This window comes from Corallococcus sp. 4LFB (assembly GCF_046520365.1).
In the GTDB taxonomy this organism is placed as follows: Bacteria; Myxococcota; Myxococcia; order Myxococcales; family Myxococcaceae; genus Corallococcus; species Corallococcus caeni.
In genome coordinates, this window is the sequence record NZ_JBKGHJ010000100.1 from 1 (window position 1) to 19,859 (window position 19,859).

At 72.8% G+C, this 19,859-nt stretch carries 16 protein-coding genes and 3 pseudogenes; 11 read left to right on the plus strand and 8 right to left on the minus strand.

All coding sequences use genetic code 11. The features are described from left to right. From ACLEQD_RS13490 to ACLEQD_RS13505, 4 genes and pseudogenes are all read right to left on the minus strand, one after another. A partial coding sequence (locus tag ACLEQD_RS13490; protein WP_410384166.1) for an AMP-binding enzyme occupies nucleotides 1-333 on the minus strand: 333 nt, incomplete at its 3' end. Next, a pseudogene (locus ACLEQD_RS13495) lies at nucleotides 276-4,381 on the minus strand (AMP-binding protein). The pseudogene ACLEQD_RS13495 and the gene ACLEQD_RS13490, both read right to left, overlap by 58 nt. 67 nt (nucleotides 4,382-4,448) lie before the next feature. After that, nucleotides 4,449-4,913 (minus strand): annotated as a pseudogene (locus ACLEQD_RS13500) (AMP-binding protein); the annotation flags it as partial. A 104-nt stretch (nucleotides 4,914-5,017) separates the two neighbouring features. Continuing rightward, a complete protein-coding gene (locus ACLEQD_RS13505) occupies nucleotides 5,018-5,635 on the minus strand; it encodes an outer membrane beta-barrel protein (protein WP_410384168.1) in 618 nt (205 codons plus the stop codon). A 254-nt stretch (nucleotides 5,636-5,889) separates the two neighbouring features. On the opposite strand from ACLEQD_RS13505, the gene ACLEQD_RS13510 reads away from it, so the two are divergent. Both ACLEQD_RS13510 and ACLEQD_RS13515 read left to right on the plus strand, forming a co-directional pair. After that, nucleotides 5,890-7,299 carry an amidohydrolase gene (locus ACLEQD_RS13510; RefSeq protein ID WP_410384170.1) on the plus strand — a complete coding sequence of 470 codons (1,410 nt, stop codon included), beginning with the start codon at nucleotides 5,890-5,892 and terminating at the stop codon, nucleotides 7,297-7,299. A gap of 31 nt (nucleotides 7,300-7,330) precedes the next feature. Further along, on the plus strand, nucleotides 7,331-7,822 hold the full coding sequence (locus ACLEQD_RS13515; RefSeq protein WP_410384172.1) for a hypothetical protein: 492 nt from the start codon (nucleotides 7,331-7,333) through the stop codon (nucleotides 7,820-7,822). 11 nt (nucleotides 7,823-7,833) lie between these two features. Here the strand turns inward: ACLEQD_RS13515 and ACLEQD_RS13520 are convergent, their stop codons facing one another. Continuing rightward, on the minus strand, nucleotides 7,834-8,292 hold the full coding sequence (locus tag ACLEQD_RS13520; RefSeq protein ID WP_410384174.1) for a YaiI/YqxD family protein: 459 nt from the start codon (nucleotides 8,290-8,292) through the stop codon (nucleotides 7,834-7,836). A 282-nt stretch (nucleotides 8,293-8,574) separates the two neighbouring features. Between ACLEQD_RS13520 and ACLEQD_RS13525 the strand changes: the two genes are divergently transcribed. The 5 genes from ACLEQD_RS13525 to ACLEQD_RS13545 all read left to right on the plus strand — a co-directional run bounded on the left by ACLEQD_RS13525 (nucleotide 8,575) and on the right by ACLEQD_RS13545 (nucleotide 13,997). Then, on the plus strand, nucleotides 8,575-9,741 hold the full coding sequence (locus ACLEQD_RS13525; protein ID WP_410384176.1) for an NAD(P)/FAD-dependent oxidoreductase: 1,167 nt from the start codon (nucleotides 8,575-8,577) through the stop codon (nucleotides 9,739-9,741). A 207-nt stretch (nucleotides 9,742-9,948) separates the two neighbouring features. Continuing rightward, nucleotides 9,949-11,082, plus strand: a complete 1,134-nt coding sequence (locus ACLEQD_RS13530) for a UTP--glucose-1-phosphate uridylyltransferase (protein ID WP_410384178.1) — start codon at nucleotides 9,949-9,951, stop codon at nucleotides 11,080-11,082. Between the two features lie 27 nt (nucleotides 11,083-11,109). Then, entirely contained in the window at nucleotides 11,110-12,489 is a 1,380-nt protein-coding gene (locus ACLEQD_RS13535) for a hypothetical protein (RefSeq protein WP_410384180.1), read from the plus strand. Between the two features lie 126 nt (nucleotides 12,490-12,615). After that, a complete protein-coding gene (locus tag ACLEQD_RS13540; RefSeq protein WP_410384181.1) occupies nucleotides 12,616-12,966 on the plus strand; it encodes a hypothetical protein in 351 nt (116 codons plus the stop codon). Nucleotides 12,967-13,025: 59 nt separating this feature from the next. Continuing rightward, complete coding sequence (locus ACLEQD_RS13545) at nucleotides 13,026-13,997, plus strand: metallophosphoesterase (protein ID WP_410384183.1); 972 nt, start codon at nucleotides 13,026-13,028, stop codon at nucleotides 13,995-13,997. Nucleotides 13,998-14,173: 176 nt separating this feature from the next. Here the strand turns inward: ACLEQD_RS13545 and ACLEQD_RS13550 are convergent, their stop codons facing one another. After that, the gene (locus tag ACLEQD_RS13550) at nucleotides 14,174-14,878 is read right to left on the minus strand and encodes a TetR/AcrR family transcriptional regulator (protein WP_410384185.1); all 705 of its coding nucleotides are present in this window, start codon (nucleotides 14,876-14,878) and stop codon (nucleotides 14,174-14,176) included. Between the two features lie 70 nt (nucleotides 14,879-14,948). Between ACLEQD_RS13550 and ACLEQD_RS13555 the strand changes: the two genes are divergently transcribed. From ACLEQD_RS13555 to ACLEQD_RS13565, 3 genes are all read left to right on the plus strand, one after another. Then, on the plus strand, nucleotides 14,949-15,833 hold the full coding sequence (locus ACLEQD_RS13555; protein ID WP_410384187.1) for an SDR family NAD(P)-dependent oxidoreductase: 885 nt from the start codon (nucleotides 14,949-14,951) through the stop codon (nucleotides 15,831-15,833). Between the two features lie 187 nt (nucleotides 15,834-16,020). Beyond that, nucleotides 16,021-16,317 carry a hypothetical protein gene (locus ACLEQD_RS13560; protein WP_410384189.1) on the plus strand — a complete coding sequence of 99 codons (297 nt, stop codon included), beginning with the start codon at nucleotides 16,021-16,023 and terminating at the stop codon, nucleotides 16,315-16,317. A gap of 513 nt (nucleotides 16,318-16,830) precedes the next feature. Further along, on the plus strand, nucleotides 16,831-17,967 hold the full coding sequence (locus ACLEQD_RS13565; protein WP_410384191.1) for a FadR/GntR family transcriptional regulator: 1,137 nt from the start codon (nucleotides 16,831-16,833) through the stop codon (nucleotides 17,965-17,967). 5 nt (nucleotides 17,968-17,972) lie between these two features. Here the strand turns inward: ACLEQD_RS13565 and ACLEQD_RS13570 are convergent, their stop codons facing one another. Beyond that, nucleotides 17,973-18,800, minus strand: a complete 828-nt coding sequence (locus ACLEQD_RS13570; RefSeq protein WP_410384192.1) for an alpha/beta hydrolase — start codon at nucleotides 18,798-18,800, stop codon at nucleotides 17,973-17,975. Between the two features lie 38 nt (nucleotides 18,801-18,838). After that, a complete protein-coding gene (locus tag ACLEQD_RS13575) occupies nucleotides 18,839-19,552 on the minus strand; it encodes a hypothetical protein (protein ID WP_410384194.1) in 714 nt (237 codons plus the stop codon). A gap of 96 nt (nucleotides 19,553-19,648) precedes the next feature. Here ACLEQD_RS13575 and ACLEQD_RS13580 point away from each other — a divergent pair. Further along, nucleotides 19,649-19,859: pseudogene (locus tag ACLEQD_RS13580) on the plus strand (hypothetical protein); the annotation flags it as partial.

Here is a 19,859-nt window from a genome sequence, read left to right on the forward strand (position 1 = left end):
TGGGGGCGGGCAGGGCGTTGCGGTCCAGCTTGCCGCCCGGGTGAGCGGCAGCGCGTCCAGCCGCACGTAGGCGGACGGCACGAAGGCGTCCGGCAGGCGCTCCTTGAGGAAGCGCCGCACGGCGGTGACGTCCAGGGACTCGTCCGCGACGAGCCACGCCGTCAGCCGCGTCTCGCCCGCGTGCTCGCGCGGGAGCACCACCGCCTGCCGCACGCCGGGGACCTGCGCGAGCGTGGCTTCCACTTCACCCAGCTCAATGCGGATGCCGTTCACCTTCACCTGCGCGTCGCGGCGGCCCAGGAACTCCAGCCGACCGTCGGACAGCGTGCGCACGCGGTCGCCCGTTCGGTACAGGCGGGCGCCGGGCTCGGAGGAGAACGGATCCGGGACGAAGCGCTCGGCGGTGAGCGCGGGCTGGCCGAGGTAGCCGCGCGCCACGCCGGGCCCCCCACGTACAGCTCGCCGGGGACGCCCACGGGCACGAGCTCCCCGCGCGCGTCGAGCACCGCCACGCGCGCGCCCGGGATGGCGTGGCCGATGGATGGACGCGCGGGCGTCACGTCCAGGTCGATGGTGGCGCAGACGGTGGCTTCAGTGGGGCCGTAGGCGTTGAGGAAGCGCCGGCCCGGCTTCCAGCGCGATGCGAGCTCCGGCGTGCACGCCTCGCCCACGGAGGCCACTGCCTCCAGGAGGGGCAGCGCGGACGGCTCCAGCGGCGCCAACGACGTGGGCGTGGCGGTGAGGGCGGTGATGCGCTCGGAGGCGAGGACCGACTGCAGCGGCGGCCCCGGCAGCAGGGACTCCGCGGGCGCGAGCACCAGCGTCGCGCCGGACAGCAGCGTGGAGAAGACCTCGCTCACCGACGCATCGAAGCCGATGGACGCCAGCTGCAACAGGCGGCTTCCGGGACGCAGGCCCAGCGCGTCGCGCGTGGCGAGCGCCGTGTTGCACAGACCGTGGTGCGCCAGCAGCGCTCCCTTGGGTGTGCCGGTGGAGCCGGAGGTGAAGATGACGTAGGCGAGGTTGTCGGGCGTGACGGCCGGCGCGGGGGACAGCGGCTGCTCCGGCCTTGCCTCCAGCGCCGCGCGGTCCGCGTCCAGGAGGACCAGCAGCTCGCCCTGCGACGCCAGCCGGTCCGCCAGCGACTCGTCGCTCAGCAGGACGGACGCGCGGGCCTCGCGCAGCATCGCCTCCAGCCGCGCGGGGGCTGGTTTGGATCCAGCGGCAGGAACGCACCGCCCGCCTTGAGCACGCCGAGCAGCGCCACCACGAAGTCCGGGGTGCGCTCCAGGTGCACGCCCACCACCGCTTCAGGACGCACTCCCGACGCAACGAGGTGGCGCGCGAGCTGGTTCGCGCGCGCCTCCAGCCGCGAGTACGTCAGCGTCGTGGTGCCGAGCGCGACGGCGATGGCGTCCGGCGTGGCTCGGGCCTGTGCTTCGAACAGGCGGTGCGCGAGGTCCGGGGCCACGGCGGGCCCGGTGGGGCGCCACGCCTCCAGCACCTGACCCCGGGCCTCCGGAGTCCACAGGGGCAGCGCGGTGATGGATCGCTCCGGGTGCGCCGCCGCCCCGTCCAGCAACGCCTCCAGGTGCCCGAGCATCCGCGCGACGGTGTCCGCGTCGAAGAGGTCGGTGGCGTACTCGCACAGCAGCTCCAGGCCTTCGCCGGAGTCGGTGACGGAGAGCGTGAGGTCGAGCTTGGTGGCGCCCGTGTCGCCGAGCGTGCTCGTCAGCGTGAGGCCGGGCAGGCGCACCGGCCCGGACGCGGCGTCCTGGAGGACCAGCTTCACCTGGAAGAGGGGCGCGTGCGCGAGGCTGCGCTCCGGGTTGAGGCCACGCACCATCGCGTCGAAGGGCAGGTCCTGGTGCGCCCACGCCTCCAGCGCCGCGCGGTGGTCGCGGCGCAGCAGCTCGCGGAAGGACGGCGCTCCGGAGAGGTCGCCGCGCAGCGGGAGCTGGTTGACGAACAGGCCCACGATGCCGGCCGTCTCCGGCCGCGAGCGGTGCGCGGTGTCCACGCCCACCACCAGGTCCTCCTGGCCGGTGTAGCGGTGCAGCAGCACCTGGAAGCCCGCGAGCAGCGCGACGAAGGGCGTCGTGCCTTCGCGCGAAGCCAGGGCCTTCACCCGCTCCCACGCGGCCTGCGTCAGCCGGTGCACGCACTGGGCGCCCCGGTACGACTGCAAGCGGGGCCGGCGGCGGTCGCCGGGGAGGTCGAGCACGGGAGGCGCACCGGCCAGCTGCTGGCGCCACCATCCGAGGAGCTCCTCGTGCCGCTCGCCGCGCAGCCAGTCGCGCTGCCACGCCGCGTGGTCGGCGTACTGCAAGGGAAGCGCGGGCAGGGCAGGGGCACGGCCGGAGGAGACGGCCGCGTAGGCCTCCGACAGCTCCCGCACCAGGACGCGCATGGACCAGCCATCCGCGACCAGGTGGTGCACGGTGAGCAGCAACCAGTGCCGCGCGGGATCGAGCTTGAGCAGCGTCACCCGGAGCAGCGGGCCTTGGGCGAGGTCGAAGGGCCGCCGTGCCTCCTCGCGCGCCAGCTCGCGGGCAGAGGCCTCGCACGTATCGCCGGGCGAGGACGTGAGGTCCACGAGGGACAGGGGCAGCGTCAGGTCCGGAAGGATGCGCTGGCCCGGCTCGCCGCGCGTCTCCACGAACACGGTGCGCAGGGATTCATGGCGGCGCACGAGGAACTGGAGGCTCCGCTCCAGCGCGGAGACGTCCAGCGTCCCGTCCAGTCGCGACACGACGGGGACGTTGTAGAAGGCGCTGCCCGGCTCCAGACGGTCCAGGAACCACAGGCGTTCCTGCGCGAAGGACAGCGGCATGGACTCCGCGCGAGGCACGCGCCCCACCTCCGGACGCGGCACCGCGCGCACGGCCGTCGCGTCACGCACCAGCTCCGCCACGCTCGCTCCGCGCAGCAGCGCCTCCATGGGAACGGGCACGCCCAGCGCCTGTTCCAGCGCATGCGCCAGCTCCACCGCCGCCAGCGAGTCCAACCCGTAGTGGGTGAGCGGCGTCTGGACCTCCAGGTCCTCCACCCGCGCACCCAGGCGAGCCGCCACCCGCGCCAGCACGCGGGACTCCAGCTCCGAAGGCGCACCGTGCGCGACTGATCCGGCCGTCGTGGTCGCCTGCCCCGCATGCTGCTCGCGGGCCTCCGGCTCCGGATGCGCGCTGTGCGCGTCCGACTCGGCCAGTCCAACCGCGCGCCATGCGTGCAGCTCGCGCAGTCCTCCGGCCAGGAACGCCTCTCGCGTGGTCCGCCGCTGCACCTTGCCGCTGGACGTCTTCGGCAGGCTCCCGGGCTCGATGAGCACCACCGCATGGGGCCTCACCTCCTGCCGTGACGCCAGCGCTCCCCGGATGGCGCCCAGCACTGGGGCCGCGTCGCCGTCCCACCTGCGCGGATCCACCTCCTGCACCACGACGAGCTGCTCCTCGCCGTCCACCTCGACGCCGAAGGCCACGCCGCACCCGGGCCTGAGCGCGGGGTGGCTCTCCTCCACCACCACCTCCAGGTCCTGCGGGTACAGGTTGCGTCCACGCAGGATGATCAGGTCCTTCGCACGCCCCGTGACGTACAGCTCCCCCGCGTCCAGGAAGCCCAGGTCCCCGGTCCTGAGGAATGGCCCGTCTCCCTGCCCGGTCCGCGCCTGGAACACCCGCGCGGACTCCTCCTCGCGCCGCCAGTAGCCCCGCGCCACGCTGGGCCCCTTCACCCACACCTCGCCCACCTCACCCGGCGGGAGCACGCGGCCGGTGTCCGGCTGCACGATGCACAGGGCTTGATCCGGCAGCGTCGCGCCGCAGCCCACCAGCGTCCGGGCCGTGCGCTCCACAGCGCGTGCCCGGCCCACCTCCAACAGGGCCGCGTCCACGTCGCGCAGGACGGGCGCGGCCTCCTTCGCGCCGCCGGAGACGATGAGCGTCCCTTCCGCCAGGCCGTAGCACGGATAGAACGCCTCGCGCCGGAAGCCGTGCGGCCCGAAGGCCTCCGTGAAGCGCGCCAGCGTGTCCGGACGGATGGGCTCCGCGCCGCAGAACGCCACCTCCCAGCGGCTCAGGTCCAGCCCCTCCCGTTCCGCGGGCGGGATGCGCCGCACGCACAGGTCGAAGGCGAAGTTGGGCCCGCCGCTGATGGTGCCGCCAAAGCGGGTCAGCGCCTCCAGCCACGCACGAGGCCGCTTGAGGAACGACAGCGGAGACATCAGCGCCGTGTGGAAGCCCTGCGCCAGCGGCACCAGCACGCCGCCAATCAGCCCCATGTCGTGGTACGGCGGCAGCCAGATGACGCCCACGCTGTCGTCGCGCGTCTGGAAGGCGCGGCGGATGGCCGTGAGGTTGTGCAGCAGGTTGCCGTGGCTGAGCATCACGCCCGGGCGTCCCCGTGCTGCCGGACGTGTACTGGAGGAAGGCCAGCGTGTCCGCCGTCACGTCCGGCCGCCTCCACGCCGCCGCGTCGCTCGCGTCCAGCGCGTCCGTCGCCACCCACTGGAGCGCGCGCAGCTCCGGCGCGTCCGTGAAGAGGAACTCCGCCATCGACAGGATGACGGACGTGGTGAGCACCACCGTGGCGCCGGAGTCCGCGATGAGCGCGCGCAGGCGGGGCAGGGTGCGCTCCAGCCTGGACGGATCCGGCGGATACGCCGGCACCGCCACCAGCCCCGAGCACACGCACCCGAAGAACCCGGAGAGGTAGTCCACGCCCGGCGGGTAGAGCAGGACCGCGCGCTCCCCCTGCGCCGCCAGCGACTGGAGCGCCGCCGCGATGCGGTGCGCCCGCGACGCCAGCTCCGCCCGGGTGAGCGTCACCTCCGCGTCGTCCTCCAGGAAGGTGTAGAGGCGCGGATCCGGATGACGGCGGCTTCGCTCGTCGAGGAGCTCAATCAGGGTGACGGTCATGGGAGCGGGGGGGCGCGGTGGTGTCGGGGAGGCACCCGCGCCTGGGCGGAGGATACCTCAGGACCCCGGGTCCACCTCGGATCCGCCCTCCCGCCTGGCGGGCGTCAGTAGCTGCCCCCCAGCATCAGCAGGCCCGTGTAGCGGCCCTCGCCCGCGCCCTTGTCCGGGACGGGTGAGAAGTCCTGCCCGAAGAGGAAGCTGTAGCTGCCGCGCACCTCGGCCGTGAGGTGGGGGTTGATCTTGAAGCGCACGCCCGCGCCAACGGGCGCGTAGCCCCCTGTATCGTTGATGAACTCGAAGAACATCCCCGAGCGCACCGAGTACTGCTCGAACCCGATGCCCCCCAGCACATAGGGCTGGATCCGCGCGGGGGTGAGGCCCAGCGTGAGGGCCGCCTGCCCGCCGTTGCGCACGATGTCCGGGTTGCCGAAGGACGCGTCCCCCGTGATGGACAGGTTGCTGGTGCCGCCGCTGTAGCCCAGCTCCACGCCCAGGTAGTCATTGGGACGGTAGCCCACGACGACGCCGTAGGACGGCCCGGGATCCAGGTTGGGCGCGAGCTTGCCCGTGTAGCCCTCCACGCCCAGCCCCAGCAGGAAGTAGGGCCCGTGCCACTCCCCCCGTCCCAGCCGCATGGGTTCGTCCAGGGGCGTGTCCTGGGCCCGCGCAACGCCTCCCGTCAGCCCCACCAGGCAGACCCCCAGTGCGATGCCTCGCCTCATGACCGCTCCTTCCATGTGTCGCCTGCGCAGCCAGAAAGTGGTCCTCGGGGGAGGGGCGGACAACGAACGGACAGGCGGTGCCCCGGAGGCCCACGGCGCCCCGGCGGGCGGGGCGTGCGGCGCGCGAAACCAGGCCCCTGTCCGCCGCACTGCCCCGTCCCCCTTGTGAAGTCCGACACGCGGCTTCCACCTTGAGCAGGGCCCGGACGCCCACGACACCTCCCCCCTCCTGTCCGGGCCTGGAGCGCACCGCCATGAACGAAGCCGAGCACCCGCAGCCCGTCCCGGGCACGTCCGTTCCTTCCGGCCTCAAGGCCCGCGCCCGCCGCGTCCTCCAGCACCTGGACGCGGTGCTGCCCGACGTGGACGCGCTCTACGTGGACCTGCACGAGCACCCGGAGCTGTCCGGCCACGAAGCGCGCACGGCCTCCGAGGTGGCCCGGCGCCTGGAGCCGGAGGGCTACGAGGTGAGCAGGGACGTGGGCGGCCACGGCGTGGTGGGCCTCCTGCGCAACGGGGACGGGCCCACGGTGCTCCTGCGCGGGGACATGGACGCGCTGCCCGTGGAGGAGAAGACGGGGCTGCCGTACGCAAGCCGCGTGCGGACGGAGGACGGCGAGCCGGTGATGCACGCGTGCGGCCACGACGTCCACACCGCGTGCCTCGTGGGCACGGCGGCGGTGCTGGCGCGCTCGCGCGACGCGTGGCGCGGCACGGTGATGGTGGTGGGGCAGCCGGCGGAGGAGACCCTCCAGGGCGCGAAGGCGATGCTGGACGCGGGGCTCTACGCGCGCTTCGGCACGCCGGACGCCGTGCTGGGCCAGCACACCGCGCCGCTGCCGGTGGGCACCTTCATGCACCGCGAGGGCGTGGCGATGATGGCCTCCGCGCACGTGCGCGTGCGCCTCTTCGGGCGGGGCGCGCACGGGGCGATGCCGGAGCTGTCCGTGGACCCCGTCGTGCTGGGGGCCAGCGTGGTGATGCGCCTGCAGACCATCGTGTCGCGCGCGCTGTCGCCGCTGGAGCCCGCGGTGGTGACGGTGGGGCAGTTCCAGGCCGGCTCGCGCGCCAACGTGATTCCGGACGAAGCGCTGCTGGAGCTGACGGTGCGCACGGAGGACGCCGGGGTGCAGGCCCGCGTGCTCGCCGCCATCGAGCGCATCGCGAAGGGCGAGGCCGCGGCGTCGGGCGCGCCGAGGCCTCCCCAGGTGGAGGTGCTGGAGCGCACGCCGGTGAACCGCAACGACCCGGCGCTCCTGGGCCGCGTCCGGGACGCGCACGCGAGTGTCGGGCGCGCGCGCTGGTGCCGGGCGTGCTCGCCACCGCGAGCGAGGACTTCCCCTTCTTCGCCCAGGGGCCGGAGCACCCGGTGCCCACCGCGTACTGGTTCATGGGCATCGCGTCCCCGGAGGCCTGGGCGGCGGCGCCGGGCACGACGCCCCAGGAGAAGGCGGCGCACCTGCCGGGGCCGCACTCCGGCCACTACGCGCCGGACCGCGCGGGCGCCTGCGCAGCGGGTGCGAGTCACTCACCGTGGCGGCGCTGGCCTGCCTGCACGCAGGCAGTGCCGCCGCGGACCACTGAAGAGGCCCCGGCCTGGAGCGGGGCCGCTTGCCCGGCGGGTCCCCCGTCGCTTGCCCCCGCCGCGAGTGCCTCCAAGTTGAGTAGCGGACGACACTTCTGGAGGACACCCTGATGAAGCTTCCGCTCATGGCCTCGCTGACCGCGCTCCTCCTGGGAGGCTGCGCCACCACCACCCAGACCGTCTCCCTGCCACGGGAGCCCCCAACCGAGGCCTTCGCCAGCGATGAGATGTCCTGGGACGCGAAGGCGTCCCCGCGCACGCAGGAGATGCTGCGCACGCACGGCATGAACTTCTACGGAGACGTGGGCGCCGTGGCCCAGGCCTTCGCGAAGGCCACCGACGGCACGGGGATCCTCCCGCCCTCGAAGCCAGAGGACTTCAAGTGCGTGGACATCGAGGAGCTGGGGACGGGCGGCTCGGGCAGCATCGACATGCGCGAGGTGGACCCCCTGGCTCCGGCCGCGGCGCCATCGCAGGCCCCGGGCGCGCGGTTGGACATCGTCCCGGAGGCCTGGCACCGCAACAAGGGCATCGGCACCAGCCCCGTGGCGCCGTCCACGGGCACGCCCCCGGCGGAGGGCAGCGGCGGCGCTGGAAGCTAGGCGCCCGCGTCTCAGCCCTGCTGCTTCACCAGCCGGGTCAGCTCGCGGTCCAGCGTGGCGGCGAACTGCTGGCGGTCCTGCTGCGAAAAGCCGCTGGGACCGCCGGTGGTGACGCCGCTGTCGCGCAGCTCCTGCATGAAGTTCCGCACCGACAGCCGCTCGTCGATGTTCTCCGGCGTGAACAGCTCCCCGCGCGGATCCATCACCACGACGCCCTTGGGCACGAGCAGCGCGGCCAGCGGGATGTCCTGCGTGACGGCCAGGTCGCCCTTCTGCGCGGACGTGGCGATGTGCCGGTCCGCCACGTCCAGCCCCGCGCCCACCTGCACCGTGGACACGTACGCCAGCCGCGGCAGCGCCAGGGCCTTGTTCGCCACGAAGACGATGGGCACCTTCACGCGCTGCACGGCGCGCAAGAGGATGTCCCGCACGGGCCCCGGACACGCATCGGCATCGACCCAGATTCTCATGGCGGCCATCCTCGCTGATTCCCCCGCCGGGGTCAGGCGGGTTGACGCGTCCATCGCCCGGGCTGACACGTCACCGGCCAGCGCCTGACGCGTCCCGTGGCGCGCGCGCCCGCCGCCCCGGTTCATAACCCCAGCCACGGCCTGGTCATCGAGGCCGGGGGAGGCTGGTACGACGGGTGCAATGTGTCCGGGCCACGCCCATGCGCCCGACCCGCCGGACACCGTCAACATCCCTTGCTCCGAGCGGCTCGAGGTGAGGCCTCCGGGCCCGGCGGCTTGAGCATGGACGGCACCCGGTATGACGTCGCCGTGTTGGGCGGTGGCCCGGCGGGAGCGGGGCTCGCGTTGGCGTTGCGCCGGCACGCGGACCTGCGCGTCGCCCTGTTCGAGCGCTCCACGTCCGAGCGCTTCCACCTGGGCGAGACGCTGCCCCCGGACAGCCGCCGGCTGCTCGCCCAATTGGGCGTCTGGGACGCCTTCGCGCGCCAGGGCCACCTGCGCTCCATGGGCTCCTGTTCGCGCTGGGGGACCTCGTCGCTGGCATACAACGACCATCTGCGCTCGCCGTGGGGCACGGGCTGGCACCTGGACCGCGCCCGGTTCGACCGGATGCTGGCGGACGAGGCCCTGCGCCATGGCGTGGACGTCCTCGGCGGCACGGCGGTCACCCGGTGGCAGCCGCTGGAGGGCGGAGGTCACCGGCTCTTCCTTCCGGTGGAAGGGGATGCGGCTCGCGCCTTCGTGGACGTGCGCTTCGTGGTGGATGCCACGGGCCGGAGCGCGGTCTTCGCCGCGTCGCAAGGCGCCCGCCGCCACACGGTGGACCGGATCCACGGCGTGTGCGGCACGTTGCCGCTCCAGCCTGGCCGGGGCGTGGACGCGCGCTCGCTGGTGGAGGCGTGCGAGGATGGCTGGTGGTACTCCGCGCGGATGCCCGGCGACCAGGTCGTCTTCGGGCTCATGGGCGACCGGGACTCGCTCCACGGCCTCACGCCGAGGGACCCCGAGGCGTGGCGGGCGCGGATGGCGCGCGCGAAGGAGACCCGCCAACGCCTGGAGGCGTGTGACTTCAGCGGCGTGTCCCTGCGCGCGGTGTCCGCGAACGTCGCCTGCCTGGACCGGCTGCACGGCGAGGACTGGCTCGCGGTGGGGGACGCCGCGTGCACGCTGGATCCGCTGTCCTCACAGGGTACGTCCCAGGCCCTGCGCTCCGCGCCCCCCGCGGCGGAGGCGGTGATCCGCTTCCTCCAGGGGGACACCGCCGCGCTGCGCCTCCACGAGGTGCGGGTGCGGCACCAGTTCCAGGAGCACCTGCGCATCCGCGAGGGCTACTACCGCCTGGAGCGCCGCTGGTCCGGAGCGCCCTACTGGCGCAACCGCCGGCAGTCCCCCACACCGCTTCCCCTCGCCGCTGCCCCAAGCCCTCCCTCCGTGGGGAAGAACGCATGACGTCCGGACGCCATCGACCTTCGCGATACCTGCTCATCGCCGCGGGCATGTCGGCGCTCTGCGTGGGGTTCGCGCTGGGCGCGTGCTCGGCGTGGGCCGGGCCACCGCCTGGCCGTGCGGCCGGCTCCGTGGGAGCGGCGCGCTTCGCCGGTCCCCCCGCCCCGGGGACGATCGTTCGCGGGCGCAGGGCCCCACACCTTCGCCGGTGTGAACACCGAGACCCAGGATGAAGAGCTGGACGACCCCAAGCTCCAGCGCGAAGGCTTCGACGCGGCCCGCTTCCGGAGCCTGCTGGCCCGCTACCAACGGGGAGAGCTGACCGGGTCGCGTCCGCTCGAGGGCGGGGTCCGCCCGCTGCGCGCGGGCGACCTCCGGCCGCTCCCGGCCGAAGGCACTCCGGAACACGACGCGTGCCGGGCCCGGGGCGAGGAGGCCTTCCGCCAGGGACAGGTGGCGGCGCTCGTGGTGGCGGGGGGCGCCGGGACGCGCTTCGGCGGCAGCGTGAAGGGGCTCGTCCCCGTCATGGCGGGGCGCACCTTCCTGGACTTCAAGCTGGAGGCTGCGCGGCGGTGGGGCGCGCGGGTGGGGCGGCCGGTGCCCGTGGCGGTGATGACGTCCTTCCTCACGCACGACGCCATCGCCGCGCACCTGGCCCCGGGCGGGTGGGGTGACGACGTGCTGCTCTTCCGTCAGGGAATGCTGCCGAGGCTGACCCCGGAGGGCCGCCTGTTCCGCGAGGCGGACGGCCGGTTGTCCTTCGCGCCCTCCGGCCACGGCGACGTCTTCCGGGCCCTGCGCGACAGCGGAGTGGGCCAGCAGCTCCGGCAGCGCGGCGTGCGGTACGTGGCCTTCTCCAACGTGGACAACCTGGCGGCCTCGCTGGACCCGGCCGTCATCGGGATGCACCTGACACTGGGTTGCGACATGACGGTGGAGGTCACGCCCCGGGCCAACCCCAGCGGAGCGCTGGACGCGGGCGCGGCGCCGGTGCGCCTGGAGGGGCGGCTGCAGCTGGTGGAGAAGGTGGACCCGGCGGCGCACCCCTTCATCTCCACGAACAACATCACCTTCTCGTTGGAGGCGATGCTGGGCCAGGAGCTCCCCATCCCCTACCGGGTGGTGCCCAAGAAGGTGGACGGGCTGCCGGTGCTCCAGTTCGAGCAGGTGACGGCGGAGGCCAGCAGCCTGACCCGGCCGGATGGCCAGCCGCTGCTGGCGGTGGCCTTCGTGGAGGTGGGCCGCATGGACCCCCTGACCAGCCGCTTCGAGCCGGTGAAGGCCCCCGACGACCTCCCCCGCGTGGCGAGGCGGCTCCAGCAGCGCCTGGGCGCCCTGCATTAGGCGGGAAGATTCGCTAGAAGCGGCGCCGTGCTTCCGGCGTCTCCACCGTCCCGCCGCGACTTCGCGGCCTCGTCCCTCGCGCCCTGGCTGCTGTGCCTGGGGTTGTTCGGGGTCTACACCGGCAGCAAGGTGCAGATTCAGTCGGACTCGCTGTGGTCCATCCCGTCCGCGGCCAGCATCCTCCACGAGGGCAACGCGGACCTGGACGAGTACGCGCCCTCCTTCACGCCCGCGACGGACTACGCGAGAACCGCCTACGGCGGCCGCACGTACTACGAGTACCCGCCCGGGGTGATGGTCTCCGCGCTTCCGTTCCTGGCGCTGGCGGAGGCCGTGTTCTCCCTGGGGCGGCCGCTGCTCGAGCACCTGGGGACTCCGGGTGCGAGGGCGCTGGCCTGGCTGGAGCTGTTCCGGAGCACCGGCAAGGTGGACCTGGGCGCCTTCCACCGCACCGAGCAGCTCATCGCCTCGGCGTACGTATGCGCCGCCGCGGCGCTGCTGCTCGTCGTGCTGCGAAGGCACGTGTCCGCGCGCGCCGCGCTCGTCACCGTCCTGCTCTTCGGGCTGGGGACGACGGCGTACTCCACCGCCAGCCGGGTGCTCTGGCAGCACGGGCCCGGGCTGCTGGCTATCGCCTGGGTCATGCTGCTGCTGGCGCGGCCCACGCAGGTCCCGCGCACCGCGTTCCTCGCCGGGCTCGCAGTCTCGCTCGCCTACGTATGCCGGCCCACGCACTCCCTCACCGTGCTCGTCGTCACGGCGTTCTTCGTCCTGCGCTTTCGCCGGCTGCTGCTCGCGTACTTCGCGGGTGCGGCGCTCGTGGCGGTGCCGTTCTGCGGCTACAACCTCCACGTCTACGGCGCGCCGCTGTCGCCGTACTTCCGGAACACGCTGGACCTCGTGGGGCCGCGCTTCCTCATGGCGCTGGCCGCGAACCTGGTGAGCCCGTCGCGGGGGCTGCTCATCTATTCGCCGTTCCTGGTGCTCGCCGGGGTGGGGTTCGTCCTGCGGTGGCGTCGCGGCGCGCTGGCGCCCTACGAGAAGGCCTTCGCCCTCATCGTGTTCCTGCACTGGGTGGCCATCTCCGCGTTCCCCATCTGGTGGGCGGGGCACTCCGTGGGGCCCCGCTTCTTCACCGACGTGTTGCCCTACCTTGTCTTCTTCCTCGCGTTCCCCGTGCAGCTCGCGCTGGACGCGCCCCGCCAGCATCGCGTCCTTTCGGGCGTGCTCGTGGTGACGGCCGTGTTCAGCATCCTCGTCCACTGGCGCGCCTCCATCACCTTCGACGTGCACATGTGGAACTCCTTCCCGGTGAACGTGGACAGCGCGCCGGAGCGCGTCTGGGACTGGAAGGATCCGCAGTTGCTGCGCGCCGTCCCGGCCCGCTTCCTTGGCAACCTCCGGTAGGGCAGGGGCTCCACCGCCTGCCTGCCTTCCAGGATGCGGCGGCTTCCGGGCCGCCGAGGGTCTTGGCGCGCGCCTGGAGCGCCTCCAGCTTTCCACCGGACCTTTCTGCTTCGAGGAGGCGGTGTCATGGCGAAGGCGAGGAGCAAGCTGCCGCGCGCGCTGGGCTGGTTCAGCGTGGGCCTGGGAATCACGGAGCTGCTGGGGGCGTGGAACCTGCTCCGGTTCTTCGGCATCTCGCGCGGGGACAAGCTGGTGCGCGGCTACGGCGCGCGGGAGCTGGCCGCGGGCGTGGCCCTGCTGGGCCCCGCGAAGAAGCGCCCGTGGCTGTGGGCGCGCGTGGCCGGTGACGCGCTGGACCTGGCGACGATGGGCAAGGGCCTGCGTGAGCCGGGCGTGCGCAGGGGCCGGCTCATCGCCGCCACCGGCGCCGTCGCGGGCATCACGCTGCTGGACATCTACGCCGCCGCCAGGGCGTAGGCCGGGCGGGACGTGCGCTAGGCTTCCTCCTTCTCCGAATCGCGAAGGAAGGAAGCCACGTGCGTCCCGTTCTCCTGTCCCTGCTGCTCCTGCCCGCGCTCGCGGGTGCCGCCGCCCCGAAGCCGGAGGAGCGCTTCGTCTTCCAGGACGTGGAGCGCATCGTCGCCGTCGCGGACGTGCACGGCGACGTGGACGCGCTGAAGGAGGTGCTCCGGCTGGCGGGCCTCATCGACGCGAAGGACCGCTGGATTGGCGGCAAGGCGCACCTGGTGCAGACCGGTGACCTGCCGGACCGGGGCGACCACACCCGCGACGCCTTCGAATTGCTCATGCGCCTGGAGACCGAGGCGCGCAAGGCGGGAGGCCGCGTGCACCCGCTGCTGGGCAACCACGAGCTGATGAACATGCGCGGGGACCTGCGCTACGTCACGCCCGGCGAGTTCGCCTCCTTCGCGGACCAGTCCCCCGCCGCCGACGGTCCGGGGGAGCCGAAGGGGCTGCACGGCCACGCCGCCGCCTACGCCGCGGACGGGCGCTACGGGAAGTGGCTGCGCACGCACCCCGCCGTCATCCGCATCAACGACACGCTCTTCCTCCACGGCGGCCTGGCGCCCACCGTCCCGGGCACCACGTTGGACGAGGTGAACCGCTGGGTGTGGCAGGACCTGACGCCGGGGCAGCCGCCGGGCGGCGGCGTGGATCCGCGGGGCCCGGTGTGGTTCCGCGGCTACGCCCTCGAAGACGAGGCGAAGTGGGACGCGGGCCTCACGCAGGTGCTGGAGCGCTTCGGCGCCCGCCGGATGGTGATGGGCCACACGCCCTCGCAGGACGGCCGGCTCTCCGTCCGCTTCGGAGGCCGCGTCATCGTCATCGACACGGGCCTGAGCACCCACTACGGCCGTCACCTGGCCGCGCTGGAGCTTCGCGGCGACCGCCTCACCGCCCTCTATCCGGAAGGCCGCGTGCCCCTGCTCCCCGTGCCCAGGGCCGCGCCGGCCCCGCGCCCCGAAGCGAAGACGGGCACGAAGTAGGAGGCCCTCCTCCGGACACGCCCTGCGGGGGCATCTATCCAGCCCCATCGAACGCAGGGAGCCGTGATGGGCCAGGGATGTGGACCCCAGGGAAGTGCCGGGGAGCTGCGCTGCATGTGCGGCAGCCTGCTGGCGCGGCTGGTGCCGGGCGGGGTGGAGCTGAAGTGCCGCCGGTGTCACCGGACGCAGGTGGTGCCGCTGGAGTCCGCGGCGGCGGCGGAGCCACGGCGGGGCGGAGCGCCCCGGGGACGCGCCGGGGCCGGCTCCGGACGCAGGTAGCCAGTCGCCAGCGCGGCGACTTCGTCCACGAACGCATCGTCCTCCACGTAGTCCGGCCGGTCCGTCAGCGCCGTGTGGCACAGCGCCTCCACCGCGTTCACCAGGATGAAGACCGCCATGTCCAGGTTCCGGGGGCGCAGCTCCTCGAAGCGGGGCGCGAGGAAGGCCCGCACCAGCCGGTGCAGCCGCTGCGAATACACATCCGACAGGCCCCACTGCCGCATCCGCGGCATCAGCTCATGCAGCACCTGGTTCAGGCGCGGGTTCTCCCGCTTCACCGCGAGCACCTGCCGGATGAGCGCGCGCATCGCCACCGGAAGCGGCTGACCGGCCAGCGGCACCAGTCCCGCCTCGAAGTCCTTGAGCGTCCGCGCGCGGTGTTGCTCCATCAGCGCCGTCACCAGCCCCTCCTTGCTGGGAAAGTACTGGTAGAGCGACCCCACGCTCACCCCCGCCTCCTGGGCGATGCGGTTGGTGCTCGCGGCCTCGTAGCCATCCCTGAGCAGAACGCGAGCAGTCGCGGTGAGGATGGCGTCACACGTCGCCTGCGCCCGCTCCTGGCGGGGCGCCCTGCGACGGGAAGGTGGGGGACGGCGGGGCATGAGGCCTCCACGAGGGAATGTGAGCACCAAGCGAGTTGAGAACGTGAGCGCTGGCTCACATTCTAACCCCATGCAAACGACTTCGTCCCAGTCCCCTGTTCGCCCCTCTGTTGCTTCACCCGTCCCCCGGGGCAGGGCCTTCCCCTACGCGGGCCACCGCGCGCTCGTGACGGGCGCGTCCTCCGGCCTGGGGGAGGTGTTCGCCCGCGAGCTGGCGGCGCGCGGCATGGACCTCATCCTGGTGGCCCGCTCCGAGGAGCGGATGCGAGCACTGGCGGCGGAGCTGTCGAAGGCCCACGGCGTCCAGGCGGAGGTCATCGCGCTGGACCTGGGCCGCGAGGGCGCGGGCCGCGAGCTGCACGCGCGCTGCCAGGAGAAGGGGCTGCGGGTGGACCTGCTGGTCAACAACGCGGGCTTCGGCATGCACGGGGCCTTCGACGCGGCGCCGTTCGCGCGGCAGCACGAGCAGGTGATGCTCAACGTCACGTCGCTGGCGGACACCAGCCACCTGTTCCTGCCGGACATGCTCGCGCGCGGCGTGGGAGGCATCCTCAACGTGGCCTCCATCGCGGGCTTCCAACCGGTGCCGTACATGGCCATCTACGGAGCCACCAAGGCGTTCGTGCTGTCCTTCACGGAGGCGCTGTCGGAGGAGACGCGCGAGCGCGGCGTGCGAGTGCTCGCCCTGTGCCCGGGACCCGTCCGGACGGCGTTCTTCGACGTGGTGGGCACCCAGCAGGCCGCCGTGGGTCCCATGGCGACCGCGGAGGAGGTGGTGCTGCGCGGCCTCAAGGCCCTGGACCAGGGCCGGGCGTCGGTGGTGCCGGGGTGGCGCAACTGGCTGCAGGCCAACCTGACGCGCTTCACGCCACGCTGGCTGGGCCTGCGTGTGGCGGGCGGGATGATGAAGCCGCGTGAGGCGACGGGCACGGGCGCCGCACGGCTCGCGCCGTAGCAGCGGGCCCGGCCAGGACAGCGGCTGTTGTCGCGACACCGGAGGCGTGGCCGAAGCCAGCGCGCCGACGGTCCGTGCGTCGGTGCGCTGGAGGAAGACCGCGCCGCGCGGGGCCCACACTCTGACGAAGACGAAGTTGGGACGCGGGCTCGGCGGCTGGGGCACCCTGCGCCTTGGAACTGGAAGGATGGGGCGGACGAAGCCCGCCATTTCCGGAGTGCTGAGGCCACGGAAGAACACCATCGCCGGGCTGAACCACTGCTTCGTGTCGAAGGCGCCCTCCGCCGTCGCGAACTCCAGCACGGGCCTTTCCGGCACCTGGCCGTACAAGCCCGCGCTGAAGCCCGGGTGCGAGACACCAACATTCACCGGTTCGATGTTCGCCAGGTTCTGCGCCTGCACGGAGCGCGGCGAGCAGGTGCCCTCCAGCCGAAGGACGGCGTGCACGGTGTTCTCCACGCAGTCCAGTGGGAGGGCCCGTTGAACCGCTCCACGGTTGGAAAGGAGGGGCCTTCTGTTGGGTCTCATGCGACGGACCCATCGGACCAACCCCCTACGTGCCACCTGTTCGTGCGCCGTCGCGGCTCGCTACGCCACACGCCTGCGCGACGACCTCTGTAGGTCGCCAGAGGTTTGTTGACGAATCCAGCACCCCGGAGGTGCCCGGGGGACGCACGCCTGGTGGAACACCGTAGAGGGCCGCGACGTGGTGCGTGGGCGGACGCGAATGCGGGGGACAGGGACAGGGCCCCCTGCCGGGAGCGACGCCGCCCAACTGGTCCGACAGTCGGACCAGTTCGCGCCGTCCGGGGCCACTGGCCCGACAGTCGGACCAGGTCACGCCGTCCGGGGCCACTGGTCCGGCAGTCGGACCAGTTCGCGCCGTCCGGGCCCCGAGGCCGCTCTGTCCCAGGATGTGCCGAGGACGGTGGGCCCCGCGTCCATGTCAGACCCGTCTGGTTGGATGGGCGAATCATCGGCGAGAGGGGCGGCGGGAATGGTGAGGGTGGGGCTCGTGGCGTACGTGGAGGAGCAGATCGAGCGGGACATTGCGCTGGGACGGCTGCCGAGGAACGGAGGGTTGGCCTCGGAGCGGATGATGGCTCGCCACTATGGAGTGAGCCGGGGCACGGTGCGCGAGGCTCTGCGGCGGCTGGCGGCACGGGGCCTGGTGGTGCAGCACGCTGGACGCCAGGCGCGCGCGGTGGCGATGCACGAGTCGCTGACGCTGGAGAACCTGGGCCTGGCGCTGCATGACGAGCGCTCCGAAGAGTGCCGGCGGCTCCTGGAGGGTTTCTTCAGCCTCAAGCGTCAGGTGCTGGTGGACCTGCTGGTCGAATGCTGCGCGAAGGCCTCCGTCATGGACTTGGGGTTGCTGACGAGCACCTGCTACCAGCTCAGTGACGCTGCGCGCTGGTACCCCGGGGAGCGCTGCGCGCAACTGGAGTTCGAGCTGCTGCGGCTGGCGGCCCGGGTGGCTGGACATCCCGGGCATCTGCTCCTCATCCAGTCGCTGCAACGGGCCTTTCGGGGCAACGTGGCCCGGCTGCTGCCCTTCATGGGCGGCGAGTCGCTGCGTGAGTGGGCCATCTGCGCGGACCATGCCTTGGACGAGCGCGACGTGCAGACGCTCCAGCACCGGCTGCCGGTGTTGCTGAAGGCGTACGACGAGCTTGTGCTCGACCAATTCGCCCCACGTCCTCAGGAGCATGTGTCCCCCGAGGCCCCTCACGCTCAGGAGCGCAGCCTGGGCGCTCCTGCATCCAGCTCCGGGCAGGACGATGCACTGGGGGCACCCGCCTGCGTTGAGGAGCAGGGTTGCGGCAACCCCGCGTCGGTCACCGGGCAGGACGATGCTCCCGAGGCACGCCCCTGCGTCAAGGAGCAGGATTCCGGCCGCCTCGCGCCAGCCGCCGAGGACAACGAGGTGCTCGGGATTGCATCCTGTCTCCCTGACGTGGCCTGCCTGCCGCGGTCTCAACTGACGAACCCGCGGGGCGATGCGCAGGGAGGGCAGACCGCTTCACGGCACCCAAGGTTCGCTGGGTCGGTGGGCGCGCGACTCTGGCGCTTCATGGCCCGTTTCTTGAGCCCCCTGCTTCTTGAACTGCGACAGTCCTTCGCGCCCTCGTGACCTGCTCAGGGGACGGCCTTCGTGGAGGTGGGCGCGAACGCCTCTCGCAGCACCTTCGCCTCAAGCGAACGGTAGATGTTGGCGTGGCGCAGGTCGGGCTGGGGCTCGTACTTCCACTTCAGTCCCGCGGGCGCGCTCGCGCGGAACACTTCGGACAGGCGTCCGGCCTCGGCCGCGACGTCGTCACCGGCGGACGCCATGTAGAGCGTGGCCTTCAGGTCCGGCTTCGCCTTGAGCCGCTCCCCGGCCTTGCGCACCCACTCTTCGTCGTTCCACCAGAGGCTGGGGCTCAGCGCGATGGAGGTGCCGAACAGCCCGGGCTGGAGGAAGAGCGTCTCCATGATGAACAGCCCCGCGAGCGACTCGCCGATGATGGCCGTCTCGTTGGTGACGCGGTACTTGCGGCGCACGTGGGGCATGAGCTCGTCGCGGAGGAAGGCCCGGAACGCGGCGGAGCCACCGACCCTCGGGGCGATCTTCTTGTCCGCCTCGACCTGCGTGGGCCCGGTCATGTCCCGGCGCCGCTCGGTGTTCTCGATGCCCACCAGGATGACGGGCCGCATCTCTCCGGCGCGGATGGCGGTGTCCACGGCGGTGGCGACGTGCGGGAAGTCCTCCTGCTCGCCGCCGTCGGGCATGTAGAGCACCGGGTAGCGCACGCCCTTCGCCGCGGCGTAGCCGGGTGGCGTGTAGACGTTGATGCGGCGCTGCTCCCGGAGCGCCTTCGACGGGAGCAGGAACGTCGCGTGCGGAGGCATCGGCTCCGCCTCCGTGGCGTGTCCCACGCCGCTGACGAGGACGACGGCGAACAGGCACAGACGGACGCACCACATGGGCTGCCACCTCCTGATGGGAAGAACGTTCGCGGGCTTCAGCGCCGCGACGGCGGCCGCGACGACGATGCGCCCTTGGCCTTGGGCACGCGCCGGGCGACGAAGAGGGTGTGCCGCGGCCCCTTGGTGCCGTGCGCCGTGGGGTGGAGGAGCTGGACGGAGAAGCCCACCTCTTCCAGCAGCCTCACGTACGCGACCGAGGGCCCGGCGCTCCACACCACCAGCGTTCCGTTGGAGCGCAGGGAGTTGTAGGCGTGCGACACGCCGGTGAGGTCGTAGAGGCTGTCGTTGTCGGGATGGGTCATGGCCTTCGGGCCGTTGTCCACGTCGAGCAGGATGGCGTCGAAGGCGCCCTGCTGCCGGCGCATCACCTTGCCCACGTCCCCCTCCACCACGGTGACGCGCGGGTCCTCCAGCGGCGCCTTCGCCAGCGGCGCGAGCAGGCCCCGGTTCCACTCCACCACCGGAGCCATCAGCTCCGCGACCACGACGCGGGCGCCCGGCCCCAGGCGGTCCAGCACCGCGCGCACCGTGAAGCCGAAGCCCAGCCCGCCCACCAGCACCCGGGCGGGCGCGTCCGCCGCGAGGTTCGCGCAGCCAGCCTCGGCCATGGCCATCTCCGAGCCATGCTGGCGGCTGGACATCAACGTCTGGCCGCGCACGCGCAGCACGTACTCTTCGTCCCGCCGGGCGAGCACGACCTCTCCCACGTCCGGCACCTGCGCTCGCTCCACTGTTTCCCAGGGCTTCATGCCAGCGCTCTTCTCGCGACCGGGCTTCCGGGTCAAGTCGTCGCCTTGACACCCCGGGACGCGCCTGCGAAATGCCGGACGGCTGCCCCCCACCGAATGGAACGCAACGGACGACAGGCCTGGCCCCCGGAGCTGTCCGAGCCCCTGCGCGAGGTGGACCGCCTGCGCCGGGGAGGCCGCTACACGTCGGCGCTCGCGCTGGCCCGGTCGCTGGCGGAGGCGCACCCGACGCAGGTGCGGGTGCTGGTGGAGGTGGGGCTGACGCTGGGCGTGTGGGGCGGCCAGCCGGGCGGAGGCGGCTGCCCTG